Here is a 16,664-nt window from a genome sequence, read left to right on the forward strand (position 1 = left end):
TCTTTACGTTTCGTTGTTTTAAAGTGAGATTATCTGAGGGGGAATTTTTTTTCGCCTGTCCCGAGCCCATTTCTAAAAACAGTATCACTCATTTTTCAGAGATGGACTCGCAGACGAAATAGGATTCTATCTGTTTTTTTTGTCCAAAATAACGTCTTGGTATGAGTTACAGATGTCTCTTATTTCATTAGCTTCTTCCTGATTTACTCCCGAGAGAACTAAAGACTCAATCATCAGAGTGACAAAGCGCTCAAAATGAATAGCGTTTAGCCCCATTTGGATCAGTGGGCGATGCACCTGACGTAATTGTTCTTCGGTGTATTCAATGCTAGGACCACCAAAAATCATATTGAAAAAGGCTTTTTGTTTTTGAATATTTTCTTCCAGATTTGTGTTGCCAAAAAAGACACTTATTTCCTCATCTTGGAGAAGTTTATCGTAAAATAAACGAACGGCCTTATCAACAACAGGGTCACCACCAATACGGTTATACAAACTCTCCTTAGGTGCTTCTTCTGTTTTTTCTTGCTTTGTTTCTTGTTCTTGTTCTACTTGTTGTATTTCCTGCTTTTCGTTTTCTTTGTCTTTTGATCCACAACCACAACAACCAACAAACAATAAGTTGACGATCAAAATAAAACCCAAATACTTCATAATATAATCCTTCCAAAACCAATGTTAAGATATTAACTTAGCAGTAGCTTTTGAGCAAAAAATGTACCAATGTTTACTTAACATTATTTATTTTTTAGAGACATTTTGTTACTTACTTTGATTCCAAGTTTTGTATTTATTCTGCATCGGCGGACGATTTTCTGGTACTTCACGTAGTGGCTCACATGGTTTCAGCGATGCGTATAACTGCTGCGGTAGACTTTGATATAGCTCTGTACCTTTTGTTTTCCAAGCCAACATCTCGTCAGAGACATCTTTGATAATTTTGCCGGGGTTACCAACCACGAGTTTTCGATCAGGGATAACAGTGTCCGCCTTTACAAAACACAATGCTCCGATAATACAACCTTTTCCGATAACGGCATTGTCCATAATAACAGCATTCATACCAATCAAACTATTTTCACCGATGGTGGCACCGTGAATAATCGCTCCGTGACCAATATGCGCACTTTTGTGTAATGTCATGGTGACTCCGGGAAACATATGAATGGTACAATTTTCTTGTACATTACACCCATCTTCAATAATAATTTCTCCCCAGTCACCACGAATTGCCGCACCTGGACCAATATATACATCTTTACCAATGATCACATTTCCCGTTACACATGCTTGGGGATGAATAAAAGCGCTTTCGTGAATCACCGGTTTATATCCATCAAATTCAAAAATATTTGCCATTTCACTCTCTTCCTGTCAATCCTATATTCAAAAATTAGTTTGTGTCCTCTGTTAGTTTGTACCCTACGCCATGTACTGTAATAAAATACTTGGGCTTATTGGGATTGGGTTCTATCTTCTTGCGTATTTTTACAATATAATTATCTACAGTGCGATTACTGGGATAGGCATCAACACCCCATATTTTGTCTAATATGGTATTGCGATCGACTACCTGTCCACGGTGGGCGAAGAGTAGTTGAATAATATCCACTTCGTAGTGCGACATTTCGTGTTGTTGGCCATTGTTACACACTGTGAATCGTTGTAGATCCACGACGCTTTTGCCAATATGCAATGTTTTTGATGGTGAAGATTTTTGTGTTCTACGCAATAACACTTTTACCCGTGCTAAGAGTTCACGCATGAAAAAAGGCTTGCACAAATAATCATCTCCTCCTATTTCGAGCCCCAAGACACGGTCAATTTCTGAAGCGCGTGCTGTTAAAAACAAAATAGGTGTCGTTATGGATTGATTGCGGATCTCTTTACAAATCTCTATACCATTTTTTTTCGGCAACATAATGTCAAGGATAATGAGATCGGGATTTGTGTGTAGAATTTTATGTAAACCTTCTTCGCCATCGTTCGCCGTGGCCACTGTATAATTTTCAAACTGCAAATTGTCGCAAATGACCTCTTGCATATCTTTTTCGTCTTCAATAACAAGTATTTTCGCAGACATTTTTATCTCTCAATCGTGATGCGAAATGTTGCCCCTTTTTGCGGAGAACTTTGCACGTAAATATCGCCATGGTGCGCTGCTAAAATTTTTTTAGAGAGTGCCAAACCTATCCCCACACCCTTCCCGTCTTTACGTGACCGATAAAATTGTTGGAATATTTTGCGCTGCTCTGCCTTGGGAATACCGATGCCATCATCTTCCACATCTAAGTAAACGCTATTGTCGTCATAGCCCACGGAAATGAGAATTTTTTGGCTCTGATATTTTACGGCATTGTCAATTAAGTTAAAAATAACGCTGCCAATCGCCGCACGGTCTAGTGCACACAATGGAAAATCAAGTGTGGAGGGCATCGTCATCGTTCCTGTAAAATTTGACCAATATTTTTGTCGCTCTTGAACGACTTCATTGGCAATGTCGTACAAGCTAACCTGCTCCTTTTGCAAAAAAAATTGCCCTTTTTCAATTTTAGACAAATTGAGTATATTATGTATTAACTGTGTGAGACGCAGGGTTTCCTTGAGGATTACCCCACAATATTTGCGAACTTTTTCCTTGGGCATGTCACGCATCTGTAAAGTTTCGGCATATGATTGAACCACGGCCAACGGTGTGCGCAATTCATGCGATATACACGCCACAAATTCTGACTTTATTTGCGACAGTTGTTGTTCTTTGCGGAAAAAAACATACGCGGTAATAAGACCTATCGCAATCACAACTGCCAAAAAAAGTAATGTAAAGACGAAGAATTTTTTTTCATGCGCAATAACATCCTGCAAATTCTTTTTACTACAAATTCCCAAGGTCAATCCATTCCACTTCGTCGATGATAAATACTGAAGATCTTTTATTTGCTCTTCGCCAAAAATTATTTTTTGACAAATGCGCAGTTGTAGAGAAAAATGGTGTGGTAATTGCACTTTTCCTTTGAAAAAAGAGGGAGAAACGACAAATCCCATGACACCACGTCCCTCGCGAGTATATACGATAATGTATTCATCCACAACGAGAAATCCTTTGTGATTTTCCCATTTATCAAGATTTTTTTTTAATAAATCATGTATTCGCAACAACTGCAATTTTTGTACAAAATCGCCAGAAATACGCAAAAATTTTTGCTGTGTTGCTACTGTAGTGCCCATGAGAAGTTTACGAATCGTTTTCTCCCAATAAATCTGTTGTTGTAAACGAGAAAACAACGTATCTGTTGTCGTAATTTTTTCATAAAACAAAAGTAGTTCTTTATCGTATTTTTCTCGCGCAATCTTATCGAGAATTTTAACATATAGATATCCCGACAATACCTGGAGGTAAGGATTGACGCGGTTTTGTTGACTAAGTACTATTGCTTTTTTTATATAAGTATTTGCCGTCGCGTATTCTTCGTTCTGCATAAGACAATGACATATCGCAATACATATTTTTATTTGCACAGCAGCGTCTTCGGCTATTTGTAGGCATAATTTGTAATAATGAATCGCTCCTTGGTAGTTAGGTGGCGACATGTACTCTTCACGATTAGCTAGCTCATAGAATGTCTTTATACGTGTAGGAAGAACGGTTTCTTGCCATTTGGTGTAAGTGACACTTTGCGGAGAGAGAATGGTGTGTTTTTTAACCAAAAAGTAAATGGGCTTTTGCTGTGCATCGCCTGAATCGATTTTATCAACGGAAACTTGTTTACTCTTTGTTAGTGTTTTGTTTAATAGTGCATCCCATTGTTCTTCTTGTTGTAACAGCGCGGTATTTTTTTGTTCTTGAAAATTTTTTTCAATAATATATTTTTGCTTTGGCAGTTGCGAAAACATCATATAAAACAAAATACTGATTGCCGTCGTAACAACAATCAGTATAAAAATGAAAATAGCGCGTATAAAATGCATTGTTAACTATTTTCTGTATAGTATTGCTGTGCTATTCTTTTTTCATAATCTACAAGGGATTTGTATTTTTGTAGTTCTTTTGTGGCAAAGCTAGGATAATTTGCGACCGCGGTAAGAAAAGAAAAAGCACTGACATCGAGTAACGTAGGCTTATCTCCCATGAGAAAGTCCTTACCGTCAAGAAGAGATTCGAGTGACTGAAAAACCTCGTTTACTTTGACAACGATTTCTTCATGAGAATGTCGCCCAGTACCCTGTCCATGTAAGGTTTTCTTCAACCCTTTGCGAATAACACCGGGTAAAATACTACGTAGTACTGGTGGAAATAGTTTTTTCATGGTTTGCGATGTATCAGCCCAACCTTCGTCATCAATCCAGCGTGCATACACTAACAAGAAATAAAAGTGCTCCTCCAACATTTTACGCATACCAAAACTAATCGCTTTTTCTCGATTTGAGAGATCTTTATCCATGTCAATATCAAATTTTTTTGCCAAATAATGGAGTATATCCTCTGAATCGCAAATGATAGTTTCGCCATCTTCGATGTAGGGCAATTTCTTCTTAGGAGCTTTTTGAACATTTCCCAAACGACACTTATGTTCAATATCATTCATTTTCATGAATATTTCACATTTAACACAAAATGGGCTGGGGTCAGGCTTGTTGGGGATTTTAGAAAATTGATTTAGATGAATCATTGTTTTCCTTTGTGATGTGTTTGAGGGAAGATAACCATGGAGAGCAAAGAACCTCAAAGGAAATCGTTCTATCATCTCCATGGATTTTGCGCTAGCAGAAAATGCCAGCGAGTTTTTTTACTTCGCTTTTTCACTTAACTTATCTTTGAATACTTTGCGGAATTTTTCTACTTTGGGACGAATAACCCATGCACAATACCCTTGGTTGGGATTGAGGCTATAATAATTTTGATGATATTTTTCTGCATCGTAAAATTTGGTAAAGGGTTTTATTTCCGTAACAATTGGGTCACTCCAAATTTCAGCATCATCTAATTTTTGCTTATACTTTTCCGCCGTTTTCTTTTGCTCTTCGTCGTGATAGAGTATGATGGAGCGATATTGAGGACCAACATCGTTTCCTTGTTTGTTTAGAGTTGTGGGATCGTGTGTTTTCCAAAAAATCTCTAATAACTCTGTAAACGACACTTCTTTCGGATCATATTTTATTTGACATACTTCGGCATGCTTGGTTTTTTTACTACATATTTCTTCATACGTAGGATTTTCTTTTATTCCACCAGAGTACCCAGAGATGACACTGTGAACTCCTTTTACCTGTTGAAAAATTGCTTCAACGCACCAAAAACATCCTCCGCCAAAAGTGGCAGTTGCTAGTTTCGGATCGCTCATTTTTTTTACTTCCTCGTCGTGGTCTACTTCGACGACACCAATAGCTTCTTGACATGATACAGATAAGAAGCAGCAAATTACTAATAGCAATGATCTCATAAAGTTCTCCTTTTACATAGTTGCTACTAAATAGGCCTCGAATGCTATTTTGGTCGTAATATTTTGTCGAACATTACAAAATTTTGATAATATGTGGAATAAAATTTTGTTTGACCATTATCTGCGTCTACCTCGACCTCTTCGGCGTATGCCTCTGCGTTCAATAATGTTTTGATAACGCCAGAACGGTCCAGGCCCCATACGACGTAGGTGTTTTGCACCTTCGTAAAATTGTAAGGAGTATGGATAACCAAAGATATCTTTTTCGCGTATCATGCGTCTGTCAAGTTTTGTTTGTAGGTTGTACTTTTGTTCTTCAACATTGTAACCCCAAACCATTTGTAGCAGTTGTGAATCGTCCATGTCATATCCTGTAGGAAGTTCGTAAAAAACAGGAAACAAAGTCGATGTATTTGGTGCCAGGGTTAAATTTTTGTGTTCTTTACGTATCAGTGAATTAATACGCTTTTGCTCTTCGTCTAAGATGTAATAATCTGTTGGTGCCAGAGTAACTTTTTGCTCTCCGCGATTTTCGACGAGAACATCAAATTTAAACGCCTTACTGCCGTTTTTATTACTTTTCTTTACCCCCCGATACGCCATTTGTACGTATACGGGATATGGTTTTGTCGAAAGTGTTTGGTCATTAGAAACAGTCTGCTTCACATCGTATGTGTATAATAACTTTTGGCAACCCATCAGCATTGCACAAAATATACATAATCCAAGTATGTTTTTCATGACTTGTCCTCCGAAAAATTGTAAGTTGTGTACATATATTATATATTGATAAATCCGCGAGCGCTATTTTTTTGTTTGAAAATATTTTGCATATACCATTATGTGGCAGTTAGTTGGTTGTATAATTCCATAAAAATTTTTTTTGTCATATTTCGGGAGGGGAAACAGGTTAGAAATCAGGTTCATTTTCTTCACTGATTAAATGATGACACACCGTATTGTTTTATATATAATAGTGCTCGTTTTTAATATTCTGAATTGTTTCGAGAACGAAAGGGTGGTGGATGAGTACTTTGGAAATGAATACTGATTTTCCAAATATTCGCAAAACGGTTACGTTTCGTGCCAAAGGACAAATTGATCATAAAACAGTCCCCTTGTTTCGCGAAAAACTAAATGAGCTATTGTCCTCGGGTTACACACGTTTTATCATGGACATGACGGCAGTATCTTTTATAAATAGTGTTGCGTTGGGAACACTGGTCAATTTTGCCGATGAGTTGGAGTCAAAAAATGGTGGCGTTGTTTTTTTTGATTTACCACCGCGTATTAAAATCGTTTTTTCCATGCTGGAATTAGATTCTTTTTTCAATATCTTTCCCACACAAGCCGAAGCGATCAACTACCTGAGAAGTTTTGTGACACAGTGTCACCAAAACTCCTTGTTACACGATAGCGAAAATACAATTTACTTAAGCGGTACAACCGCCATTCCCAAGTTAAAAAAGCAGTTCAACCGCTTTGTATTACAACGCAAATGGAACAAAGCCATTGTCGCTATCGACAAATTACTCAAACTCGACAATAAAAATACTCATTTTTTAATCAAAAAAGCTTCTTTGTTTATTAAACTGAAAAACTATCGCAAGGCAAAAGAAATATTAAAGTCTGTTATACATGAAAACCCACACGATCCATCAGCCAACAAATTATTGATGAAATTAGAGAATATGTAATTTACGAATACGCGATGACGGCGACATAAATGTTTTGACATTTTGCTTGGCGTAAAACGCGGATACATTCAAGTAGTGTACTCCCCGTGGTACAAATATCATCTACTAACAAAATGTTTTTATTGTTTAAGGCGCTACCATCACGCAAAAAAAAAGTATCTTTAAGATTGAGTAGTCGCTGGTTTTTCGGCAATGACGATTGGCTACATGTATTTTTTATTTTTATTAAGTTGTGTCTCATGCAAAAAGTACGCATTTTTTTTGCGAGGTGAAAGGCGACGATGTCCGCTTGGTTATAGCCGCGTAGAAATCTCTTTCGTGCTGTTATGGGCACGGGAATAACACAGTCAACTTTTTTCAAAAATGGACTCCGTTTTATACTGTGAAACAAAAGAGCAGCTAAAAGCGGACCGTAATGTACTTTCTGGTTAAATTTAAAATCTATCAATAGTTTTTTTAAGGTGTTTTCGTATTTAGAAACGCAACGAAACGCGGCAAAACCACATTTTAACTTACAACAATATGATGTTTTTTGTTGCGCGCAAATCGGACATTTCCGCGCTTTAAAGTCAATTTTTTTCCAACATGAAAAACATAGAGTTTTGTTAGTAAAAAAGTACAACTCTTTTGCACATGCGAAACATCGCGATGGATAAATATAGTCTATTATCATAGTTTTACCTTTGCATGAATCACTTAAGTTATCTGTCAAAACTAAATTATAAAGATAACTACGACACAATCGTTTATATTGCTATCGTGCGAATATCTTAAGTCTCTCCTAAAGGAAAATCCCATGAGTAATGCCATTTTACTAGCGGTTATTTCTATCGTAGGCTTTATAACCGCCTATTTTGTGTACGGCAAGTTTATCGGAGTGAAGATCTTAGGTTTGGATCCTGATAGTGAAACACCTGCACATGTTTATGAAGATGGTCACGAATATGTACCGACAAATAAATTTGTACTTTTCGGACATCACTTTGCCTCTATTGCAGGACTTGGTCCCATTGTAGGACCAGCAATTGCCGTAATATGGGGATGGTTACCTGCCGTGCTGTGGGTATTTTTCGGTACCATTTTTCTGGGCGCTGTTCACGATTTTGTGGTACTGGGAATTTCCTTAAAATTTTCAGGTCGTTCTATTGGGGATATTACCAAGGACATCATTGGGCGTCGCGCGCGACTACTATTCTTGTTTATCATCTTTTTTGCGCTTGCCCTAGCCATGGGAGCATTTGCGTTAATTATAGCCTTGTTGTTCAACGACTTTCATCCACAAGCCGTTATTCCGACTTTTTCCCTAATTGGTATCGCCGTCGTGATGGGGCTTGCTGTATACAAATTTCGCGTACCATTAAAACTTGCTAGTGCTGTGGGACTTACACTAGTGTTTATCACCATGTACATTGGAATTTACTATCCGTTCGCTCTTTATCCATACTTCGCCAAAAGCGATACCCTGCAAACAATAGAAAGTAACGTTAAAAACGATACTTTTATCAAGTACTGCTATGTAACCGATTACGGCGACTCTCAACTAAAGCAACAAAAGTCATTCGCGGAAAATATCTATACGTATGATATGGTCATGCAAACGAACACTGAATTGAAAAAGAACAAACAAGTGCCCATCGTTTACCACAAACTCATTCCACAAAATGCCAAAGTAATGATCGCTTTTTTTGAAGCGACAAAAAACACAACTGTGGTGGATGATTTAAAACAAGCTTCAAAACAAGCGCGCGATACGTGGATTTACATATTGTTAGCGTATGCTGTCATTGCATCTGTTTTACCAGTATGGCTCCTACTACAACCTCGCGATTATCTAAACTCATTTCAACTGTATATTGGCCTGGGACTTGTTTATATCGGACTATTCATCGGAGCACCAATGATCGTCGCTCCAGCGGTAAATGTTCACAGTCACCTTTTCGTGCGCGACATTTCCACAGGGATCCCAGCGATGTTTCCATTTCTTTTTATTACCATTGCCTGTGGAGCTATTTCCGGCTTTCACTGTTTAGTATCTTCAGGAACGACCGTACGCCAAGTAAAAAACGAACGCGACGCGCAATTTATCGGCTATGGCTCGATGCTGACAGAAGGAGCACTTGCGATCGTAGTTATACTCGCATGTACCGCTGGTTTTTCTTCAGAGAAAAGTTGGGGATACTTCTACCGCAGTTGGGGTGCCGCAAGTGGCTTAGGTGAAAAATTAGCGGCCTTTGTGGATGGTTCGGCAAATTTTATTGCCCATGTCGGCATCCCAGTGGAATTTGCCAAAACATTAATGGCGGTAATGATCGTAGGCTTCGCGATGACAACACTCGATTCTGCAACGCGTTTATTGCGTTACAATATTGAAGAAATAGGTAAAGACGTAAAAGTTTCCGCTTTACAAAATCGCTATATCGCATCGATTCTCGCAGCAGTAGCGATTGCTTTTTTTGCCCTAATGAAAATTGGTGGGAAACCCGCAGGACTCACTCTATGGGCTTTATTTGGAACAACAAATCAACTATTGGCGGGAATTGCTCTTCTCGTAGCAACCATGTATCTTTACAAAAATGGTAAACCAATTATTTACACCTTTTTACCAATGGTTTTCATTTTAGGTATGGCTGTTTCCGCAATGATCATAAACGGCATTGACTTTATCAACAAAGGCAACACACCGTTAATTCTCGTAGGCGGTACTTTATTTTTTATGGCCATTTGGTTGTGTATCGAAGCTTTTATTGCTTTAAAGTCTTTTCGCCAACAAAAACAAATTCAAAATAAGGAATAAACAATGGAAGAGAACAATGCAAATCTCAAGTCGTGGATAGAGGTAAAACCCGATAGCGATTTCCCTATCCAAAATTTACCTTTTGGCGTATTTTCACACAACGGACAAACCGCTGTCGGAGTAGCCATAGGTGACAAAGTTGTTCACCTTGGTGAGGCATACGAAGCAGGACTCATTTCAGATGTTACCAAAAGTAATGTTTTTAACGAAAAATCGCTAAACGCATTTTTGTCACTAGGGAAAACCGAGTGGCGCAACACACGCAAAAAAGTGAGTGAACTACTTCGCGAAGACAATGCGCAGCTACGCGATAACGCAGAGCTACGCGAAAAATGTATTCTAGCGCAAAGCGATGTCACGATGCAAATGCCCGTTGAAGTAGGTAACTTTGTCGACTTTTATTCAAGTATCGAACACGCGACAAACATTGGCTCAATGTTTCGTCCCAATAACCCTCTAATGCCCAACTGGAAACACTTACCTGTTGGTTATAATGGACGTCCAAGTTCCGTAGTGGTTTCAGGAACCCCAGTGGTAAGGCCAAAAGGGCAAACTAAGGCCGATGACGCAGAGTTACCAACATTTGGTCCAAGTAAGCTCTTAGATATTGAACTAGAGATGGGTTTTATCACTGGATTGGGTAAACCACTCTCTGAGAGCATCTCCACCGCAGAAGCTTTGGATTATGTTTTTGGAATGGTACTACTCAATGACTGGAGTGCCCGAGATATCCAAAAATGGGAATACGTTCCCCTTGGCCCATTTTTAGGTAAATCATTCGCCACTTCCATCTCACCGTGGGTAGTCACCATGGATGCTCTTGAGCCGTTCCGCGTTGCTGGACCAAAACAAGAACCAGCAGTATTGCCTCACCTACAATGTGAAGGTGATGGCAATTACGATATACATCTAGAAGCGCATATCCAAACGGAAAAAATGGACGCGTCACTGTGTATGACCAAGACTAATTTTAAAGCCATGTACTGGAACGTTCCCCAACAACTCGCGCACATTGCAAGCAATGGAACCAATATAGAGGCTGGTGACGTTTACGGTTCAGGAACCGTTTCCGGAACCACCCCGGATTCACTGGGGAGTATGCTCGAACTTTGTTGGCGTGGAACGAGACCATTGAAGCTACCTAGTGGCGAAGAACGCAAGTTTTTACTCGACGGTGATGAAGTCACCCTAAAAGGCTGGTGTCAGGGAGACGGATACCGCGTTGGCTTTGGCGAATGTTGCGGTAAAATTTTGCCTGCCAAGTAGTATTGTTTGCATGTGGTAACTTTTTTAAGTGAATCACTTTCCATGTTGGTGCCCTCACCATCGACTTGTAGATTTCAGCTACGCTGAAAGCAACAAGTCTCATACCTCTCCCACAGGGAGAGGTGTAATGCGTCTTCTTTGCAAAAACAAAATTCACTTGATTTGCAATGACAATTTTAATGCGCACGACATTAAACTCTCACAAAGTAAATCAATAAAAACAAGTCAGACGCGTTACGTCCCTCCCGTGGGAGGGACAGTAATTCGCGGTCCTCAGCGTAAGCTGAGACAAGAATTGCAGGGAGGGCACCAACATGGAAACGAAAATCTATACGAAAGCCTATAACAAAATCGATACGAAAACCTATCTAACAAGGATATTCCATGAAAAAAACCTGGTTGCCTTTTTTGGGATTTGCGTTGTCTTTTGCGATTTGCTTTTCTTATATCGCATACTTCGTATACAACGAACAAGTTCGCGACAACCCTTGGGCCATAACTCTCGGTTCCTTTTGCGCCGCGGCGATTGCTGTTTACGGTGCTATATTTACCATGCGCAGTACCACACGCCGCACACTAAAAATCGTGAACTTCACTCTCGCATTTTTGGCGATTCTCTTTCCCGTTCTTTTTACTTTGTTCGTCGTAAAACTTTCCTACGACTTGCCGGATAAAAAACTCGCTCTTCAAGGAGACAAAGTCGCACCCGCATTTACGCTTCTCGATAGTCAAAAACGTAAAGTAAGTCTAAAAGACTTTTCTGGCAAAAATTTGCTTGTGGTTTTTTACCGTGGCCACTGGTGACCTTTTTGTCTTTCACTTTTGCAAGTCTTGCAAAAAAACTATAGCGAATTCAAAAAACTCAATACGGAAATTATAGGAATCAGTGTGGACTCTCCCGCCGATAATGCCAAAGTACGTAGTAAATTGGGATTGGAATTTGAAATTCTCTCCGATAGCTCAAAACAAACCACCAACGACTATAAACTGTTTCATGATATCAATGGCGGCATTTCACGCCCTGCGGAGTACCTTATTGGTGCCAATGGCACAATAGTCCATGCTTGGATCACCAACAACTTCCGCGTACGTACACGCGCAGAAACTCTATTACAAAAAATTAAATCTTTACAAACCAAGGAAGGAAAAGACAAATGATACCTGTTCACACCACCGCCGTCGTAATTATTCCTCCAGAAGACGTATGGGAACCCATCCAAGAAATACGTCGCGAACACGACCACAATATACGTCGCTGGATGCCACACATTACGTTATTTTATCCGTTTATCCCCCATGAAAATTTTTACAATATACAGTATGATTTACAACAAACATGTAAACACATAAAGCCCTTTAGCGTTAAATTAGATACGGTTGGGCATTTCAAACAACGCAAGGGGAATTTTATTCTGTGGACGGGTTGTGAAGAACAACAGGAAATGCAAGGTTTGTATAAGTCTCTAAAGTTGTTATTGCAAAATAAAACCGAAGTAAAAAAACGTCCCTTTCATCCACATTTAACCATCGGACGCATGAGAGATGCTGATAAATTTGAAGATTTAAAATCGAATGTGGAGTCTTCGTGGCAAACGATCGAATTTGAAGTAAATAAAATTAGCCTAATATGGCGTAACGACCCGCCCGATGATGTATTTCGCATCGAATACGAAGTACCTCTTGGCTCAGAGTAACCTTTGGGAGTAAAACGTGACACAAAAAATCATAGAGTTAAAAAATGTTAGCAAAAGTTTTGGCAACGACAAAGTGTTGCACAATATAAACTTAGATATTTCCAACGGCGAGTTTTTAACTTTACTTGGGCCTTCGGGGTGTGGCAAAACAACGATCTTACGCCTCATTGCTGGTTTCGAAAATCCTTCCGACGGGGAGATATTTCTCAATGGGGAAAAGATCAATGCCATTCCCGCGAATAAACGCAATGTGTGTACAGTGTTTCAAAACTACGCTCTTTTCCCACATATGAATGTTTTTGACAACGTTGCTTTTGGCTTACGTATAAAAAACCTGAACGCTGAGGAGATAAAAACCAAAGTAGACGCGGTACTAAAAATGGTAAAGCTAGAGAATTTTGCGCAGCGTAAGCCTCATCAGCTATCAGGTGGGCAACAACAGCGCGTAGCGATTGCTCGGGCAGTGGTAAACGACCCACTTGTTCTCGTTTTAGATGAACCGCTAAGTGCGCTCGACTACAAATTGCGCAAAGATATGCAAATAGAACTTAAGGAGTTGCAGCGGCGTTTGGGAATCACTTTTATCTTTGTCACTCACGATCAAGAAGAGGCTTTGTCAATGTCAGATCGCATTGTCATTTTAAACAACGGTAACATTGAGCAAATAGGGTCACCACAACAGATATACGAAATGCCACAGAGTTTATTCGTTGCGCAATTTATCGGCGAAGCCAATGTGCTCACAGGGCACATCGAGGAAGTACAAGATGACTTCATTAAAGTACAAATTGCCCAAAGTTGTTATCAATTTCATTACACCCATTCTAAATTGCAAAAAAACGATAAAGTAAATGTCATCTTGCGCCCGGAAGATTTACAGATTTATCTAGATAATGCGGAAAAAACACATTGCTTGTCAGGTAAAATTACCAATATCGTGTACAAAGGTGCCACCGTTGATTTACGAGTAGCCTTAGAAAATGATAATGTAGTCACCATAAGTGAATTTTTCGATGATAGTCGGCATCAAAAATTCGTGGTAAACCAAACAATTCAAATAGGCTGGGCGGATGGTGTGGAGGTAATTTTACATGACACCTAGCAAAGCAAACTGGTTAAAAAAAGCCTCCATCACCACCATATCTTTATGGCTAGCCATTTTTGTATTTATTCCGACATTATTGGTCATCGCAACGAGTTTTCTCCGTGTGGGAGAAAACAACTTTGTGATATTTTCTTTCACATTAGATAACTACCAAAAAATACTTGACCCCGTTTTTTTTCATGTATTTTTTGCCTCTTGTTATCTTGCTCTCATCACAACGTTTGTATGTTTACTCATTGGCTACCCCTTCGCCTATTTGTTAACCCAGTTCTCTCCCAACATAAGACGCATACTCCTTCTCTTAGTCATTATTCCCTTTTGGACCAGTTCCCTAATACGCATTTACGCCATAAAAATTTTACTGTTGCAAATAGAGCGTTCGCTGCGTTTTTTTTACCCCGACGTATCGATTCTATACACCGAAATGGCGGTTCTTATCGGACTTATTTATACAATGTTGCCTTTTATGATTCTGCCACTATTCTCCACAATGGAAAAGTTAGATCGGCGTCTAATCGAAGCGGCGCAAGATTTGGGAGCAACTCCCCGGCAAACTTTTATGCGTATTATCCTACCGCTGACCATTCCGGGAATCATTGCGGGAAGCATGCTGGTATTCCTACCTGTTTTGGGGCTTTTTTACGTAACAGATCTTTTGGGCGGAGCGAAAAACATTGTGATTGGCAACCTGATAAAAAACCAATTCTTGGTAGCGCGCAACTGGCCGTTTGCGTCAGCCGCGAGTGTATTTGTCATTATACTTATGGCAATGCTCATTTTTGTTTATATTAAGAGTATCAACAGATTTGGAGGTAGTCGTCATGAAAAAGTTCAGTAAATACCTCTATCTGTTCGTGGTGTTTGTATTTTTGTACATCCCGATATTTACACTAATTTTATATTCTTTCAACAAGTCAACGTACTCGGTCGCTTGGAAAGGTTGGACATGGTCTTGGTACACGAAATTACTTGCCAACGACTCACTCATAGAAACCGCCATTCATTCACTTATTCTTGCCGCAACATCAAGTACATTGGCCACAATCATAGGGACTTTAACCGCCATCGCGATTTTCCGCTACCGCTTTTTTGGTAAAAAACTATTGTCAGGCCTCATTTACATAGTAATGATGTCACCTGATATTGTAATGGCGATCTCGTTACTGGTATTATTTCTCCTCATAAAAATCGAACTGGGATTTTGGACCTTATTGCTATCTCACATTACTTTTTGTCTTCCATTTGTGATTATCACACTCCAGGCGCGTTTGAGCCAATTGAATAAACACCTTATAGAAGCTGCGGAAGACTTGGGGGCCAATGAGTACCAAACTCTGCGCTACGTACTCGTACCGGTTTTGTTCCCAGCGATTGCTGCGGGATGGCTACTTAGTTTTACTTTGTCGATGGATGATGTTATTATTAGTTTTTTTGTTACGGGGCCACAGTTCGAAATCCTTCCTCTAAAAATATATTCTCTGGTGCGTTTAGGGGTAAAACCAGAAGTAAATGCTCTATGCACCATTATGTTTATTTTTACTTTTTTTGTGGTTATGGTTAGTCAATTTTTGATAAAGGAAAAATGATGTACAAATGGATCATCACACTCCTCACCTTGTTATTTCTTATCGGCTGTGATAGCAAACCCAAAGAAGTTTTAAATGTCTACAACTGGTCGGAATACATGCCGGAAGATGTCATTGAACAGTTCGAAAAAGAAACAGGCATTAAAGTATATTACTCAACATACGACAGTAATGAAGCAATGTACGCTAAGGTTAAATTATTAGAAAGCGGTGGGTATTACGACATTGTCGTCCCCTCAGCTTATTTTATAGACCGCTTACGCAAAGAACAACTTTTGCATAAGCTGGACCACAACAAATTGAAAAACTGGAAAAACCTCGACCCACTATTTCTCAACAAGGAACACGATCCTAACAACAGTTACAGTATTCCTTACTTATGGGGAACATCGGGCATTGCCGTCAATACCCAAAGAATAAAAGATCCCATAACAAAATGGCAGGATTTATGGAATCCCAAATTCAAAAACAAGGTTTTGCTTCTCAACGACGTACGCGATACTTTTGCCATGACGTTAACCTTACTCGGGTACTCCATTAATACCAAAGACGAACAGCACATCAAAGAAGCGTATGAAAAGCTGAAGGAACTCAAGAACAACGTCCGTGTATTTAATTCCGAATCTCCAAAGCAACCTTTTATCAACCAAGAAGTCGAAATTGGCATGATTTACAATGGCGAAGCGGTTATGGCACAACGCGAAAACAACAACATCAAATACATTTATCCGCAAGAAGGTGTGATTCTATGGGTAGATAACTTGGCGATTCTAAAAAATGCAAAAAATCTCCAAAATGCTTACAAATTCGTAGATTTCCTGCTGCGTCCCGAAATCGCCAAAAGAATTTGTGAAGAAATAGGCTATGCGTCCCCCAACAAAGAGGCAAAGCAATTACTTGAGGAGAAAATACGCAACAACACGGCAATATACCCTTCGAAAGAAATTATTGAAAAAGCCACAATACCAACAGACATAGGCGACACGATACGCATATACCAGAAATACTGGGAAAAGCTAAAAAGTGAGAATTAACCGCTTTGTTTTTGCAGCGGCATACGACAAAATATAGAACAAGTAGA

The 16,664-nt window shown here is 39.3% G+C and carries 18 protein-coding genes and 1 pseudogene; 11 read left to right on the forward strand and 8 right to left on the reverse strand.

The window, feature by feature from the left end; all coding sequences use genetic code 11:
• Window positions 1–126 precede the first annotated feature (126 nt).
• The 7 genes from UABAM_RS13025 to UABAM_RS33420 form a co-directional block, all read right to left on the reverse strand.
• On the reverse strand, window positions 127–654 hold the full coding sequence (locus tag UABAM_RS13025) for a group I truncated hemoglobin (RefSeq protein ID WP_151968442.1): 528 nt from the start codon (window positions 652–654) through the stop codon (window positions 127–129).
• A gap of 108 nt (window positions 655–762) precedes the next feature.
• Window positions 763–1,359, reverse strand: a complete 597-nt coding sequence (locus UABAM_RS13030) for an acyltransferase (protein WP_151968443.1) — start codon at window positions 1,357–1,359, stop codon at window positions 763–765.
• A 34-nt stretch (window positions 1,360–1,393) separates the two neighbouring features.
• Entirely contained in the window at window positions 1,394–2,083 is a 690-nt protein-coding gene (locus UABAM_RS13035) for a response regulator transcription factor (protein ID WP_151968444.1), read from the reverse strand.
• Window positions 2,084–2,085: 2 nt separating this feature from the next.
• A complete protein-coding gene (locus tag UABAM_RS13040) occupies window positions 2,086–3,969 on the reverse strand; it encodes a sensor histidine kinase (RefSeq protein ID WP_151968445.1) in 1,884 nt (627 codons plus the stop codon).
• A gap of 2 nt (window positions 3,970–3,971) precedes the next feature.
• Window positions 3,972–4,670, reverse strand: coding sequence for a glutathione S-transferase family protein (locus UABAM_RS13045; protein WP_229759395.1), 699 nt, complete (start codon window positions 4,668–4,670; stop codon window positions 3,972–3,974).
• A 117-nt stretch (window positions 4,671–4,787) separates the two neighbouring features.
• Window positions 4,788–5,342, reverse strand: coding sequence for a peptide-methionine (S)-S-oxide reductase MsrA (gene msrA / locus UABAM_RS13050; protein WP_152022001.1), 555 nt, complete (start codon window positions 5,340–5,342; stop codon window positions 4,788–4,790).
• Window positions 5,343–5,558: 216 nt separating this feature from the next.
• Window positions 5,559–6,182 carry a hypothetical protein gene (locus UABAM_RS33420; RefSeq protein ID WP_173013292.1) on the reverse strand — a complete coding sequence of 208 codons (624 nt, stop codon included), beginning with the start codon at window positions 6,180–6,182 and terminating at the stop codon, window positions 5,559–5,561.
• A gap of 284 nt (window positions 6,183–6,466) precedes the next feature.
• Between UABAM_RS33420 and UABAM_RS13060 the strand changes: the two genes are divergently transcribed.
• Window positions 6,467–7,138 (forward strand): anti-sigma factor antagonist, encoded by a 672-nt coding sequence (locus tag UABAM_RS13060; protein ID WP_151968447.1) that lies wholly within the window; start codon window positions 6,467–6,469, stop codon window positions 7,136–7,138.
• Window position 7,139: 1 nt separating this feature from the next.
• On the opposite strand, the gene UABAM_RS33425 is transcribed toward UABAM_RS13060, so the two are convergent.
• On the reverse strand, window positions 7,140–7,499 hold the full coding sequence (locus UABAM_RS33425) for a ComF family protein (RefSeq protein WP_173013293.1): 360 nt from the start codon (window positions 7,497–7,499) through the stop codon (window positions 7,140–7,142).
• Between the two features lie 435 nt (window positions 7,500–7,934).
• Between UABAM_RS33425 and UABAM_RS13070 the strand changes: the two genes are divergently transcribed.
• The 10 genes and pseudogenes from UABAM_RS13070 (at window position 7,935) to UABAM_RS13115 (ending at window position 16,617) form a co-directional block, all read left to right on the forward strand.
• Window positions 7,935–9,932 carry a carbon starvation CstA family protein gene (locus UABAM_RS13070; RefSeq protein ID WP_151968449.1) on the forward strand — a complete coding sequence of 666 codons (1,998 nt, stop codon included), beginning with the start codon at window positions 7,935–7,937 and terminating at the stop codon, window positions 9,930–9,932.
• Window positions 9,933–9,935: 3 nt separating this feature from the next.
• Complete coding sequence (fahA, locus tag UABAM_RS13075; protein WP_151968450.1) at window positions 9,936–11,198, forward strand: fumarylacetoacetase; 1,263 nt, start codon at window positions 9,936–9,938, stop codon at window positions 11,196–11,198.
• A gap of 127 nt (window positions 11,199–11,325) precedes the next feature.
• Window positions 11,326–11,544, forward strand: coding sequence for a hypothetical protein (locus tag UABAM_RS13080; protein WP_151968451.1), 219 nt, complete (start codon window positions 11,326–11,328; stop codon window positions 11,542–11,544).
• A gap of 38 nt (window positions 11,545–11,582) precedes the next feature.
• Window positions 11,583–12,002: a thioredoxin domain-containing protein gene (locus tag UABAM_RS34085; protein WP_151968452.1), complete on the forward strand. Its 420-nt coding sequence runs from the start codon at window positions 11,583–11,585 to the stop codon at window positions 12,000–12,002.
• Window positions 12,003–12,014: 12 nt separating this feature from the next.
• Window positions 12,015–12,356, forward strand: a pseudogene (locus tag UABAM_RS34090) (peroxiredoxin family protein); the annotation flags it as partial.
• Window positions 12,353–12,892, forward strand: a complete 540-nt coding sequence (thpR, locus tag UABAM_RS13095; protein WP_151968454.1) for an RNA 2',3'-cyclic phosphodiesterase — start codon at window positions 12,353–12,355, stop codon at window positions 12,890–12,892. The pseudogene UABAM_RS34090 and the gene thpR, both read left to right, overlap by 4 nt.
• Before the next feature lie 16 nt (window positions 12,893–12,908).
• Window positions 12,909–13,994, forward strand: coding sequence for a spermidine/putrescine ABC transporter ATP-binding protein PotA (gene potA, locus UABAM_RS13100; protein WP_151968455.1), 1,086 nt, complete (start codon window positions 12,909–12,911; stop codon window positions 13,992–13,994).
• Window positions 13,984–14,835 carry an ABC transporter permease subunit gene (locus UABAM_RS13105; RefSeq protein WP_151968456.1) on the forward strand — a complete coding sequence of 284 codons (852 nt, stop codon included), beginning with the start codon at window positions 13,984–13,986 and terminating at the stop codon, window positions 14,833–14,835. Before potA ends, UABAM_RS13105 begins: the two co-directional genes overlap by 11 nt.
• Window positions 14,819–15,583: a spermidine/putrescine ABC transporter permease PotC gene (gene potC, locus UABAM_RS13110; protein WP_151968457.1), complete on the forward strand. Its 765-nt coding sequence runs from the start codon at window positions 14,819–14,821 to the stop codon at window positions 15,581–15,583. The genes UABAM_RS13105 and potC overlap by 17 nt, the downstream gene beginning before the upstream one ends.
• A complete protein-coding gene (locus tag UABAM_RS13115) occupies window positions 15,580–16,617 on the forward strand; it encodes an ABC transporter substrate-binding protein (RefSeq protein WP_229759396.1) in 1,038 nt (345 codons plus the stop codon). Before potC ends, UABAM_RS13115 begins: the two co-directional genes overlap by 4 nt.
• Window positions 16,618–16,664 lie beyond the last annotated feature (47 nt).

It is taken from the genome of Candidatus Uabimicrobium amorphum, from assembly GCF_009002475.1.
Taxonomy (GTDB): domain Bacteria; phylum Planctomycetota; class Uabimicrobiia; order Uabimicrobiales; family Uabimicrobiaceae; genus Uabimicrobium; species Uabimicrobium amorphum.

Coding starts and splice junctions, on each gene's coding strand:
- UABAM_RS13025 (WP_151968442.1), bottom strand. CDS start 654: ATGAAGTATTTGGGTTTTATTTTGATCGTCAACTTATTGTTTGTTGGT.
- UABAM_RS13030 (WP_151968443.1), bottom strand. CDS start 1,359: ATGGCAAATATTTTTGAATTTGATGGATATAAACCGGTGATTCACGAA.
- UABAM_RS13035 (WP_151968444.1), bottom strand. CDS start 2,083: ATGTCTGCGAAAATACTTGTTATTGAAGACGAAAAAGATATGCAAGAG.
- UABAM_RS13040 (WP_151968445.1), bottom strand. CDS start 3,969: ATGCATTTTATACGCGCTATTTTCATTTTTATACTGATTGTTGTTACG.
- UABAM_RS13045 (WP_229759395.1), bottom strand. CDS start 4,670: ATGATTCATCTAAATCAATTTTCTAAAATCCCCAACAAGCCTGACCCC.
- msrA (WP_152022001.1), bottom strand. CDS start 5,342: ATGAGCGATCCGAAACTAGCAACTGCCACTTTTGGCGGAGGATGTTTT.
- UABAM_RS33420 (WP_173013292.1), bottom strand. CDS start 6,182: ATGAAAAACATACTTGGATTATGTATATTTTGTGCAATGCTGATGGGT.
- UABAM_RS13060 (WP_151968447.1), top strand. CDS start 6,467: ATGAGTACTTTGGAAATGAATACTGATTTTCCAAATATTCGCAAAACG.
- UABAM_RS13070 (WP_151968449.1), top strand. CDS start 7,935: ATGAGTAATGCCATTTTACTAGCGGTTATTTCTATCGTAGGCTTTATA.
- fahA (WP_151968450.1), top strand. CDS start 9,936: ATGGAAGAGAACAATGCAAATCTCAAGTCGTGGATAGAGGTAAAACCC.
- UABAM_RS13080 (WP_151968451.1), top strand. CDS start 11,326: ATGCGTCTTCTTTGCAAAAACAAAATTCACTTGATTTGCAATGACAAT.
- UABAM_RS34085 (WP_151968452.1), top strand. CDS start 11,583: ATGAAAAAAACCTGGTTGCCTTTTTTGGGATTTGCGTTGTCTTTTGCG.
- thpR (WP_151968454.1), top strand. CDS start 12,353: ATGATACCTGTTCACACCACCGCCGTCGTAATTATTCCTCCAGAAGAC.
- UABAM_RS13105 (WP_151968456.1), top strand. CDS start 13,984: ATGACACCTAGCAAAGCAAACTGGTTAAAAAAAGCCTCCATCACCACC.
- potC (WP_151968457.1), top strand. CDS start 14,819: ATGAAAAAGTTCAGTAAATACCTCTATCTGTTCGTGGTGTTTGTATTT.
- UABAM_RS13115 (WP_229759396.1), top strand. CDS start 15,580: ATGATGTACAAATGGATCATCACACTCCTCACCTTGTTATTTCTTATC.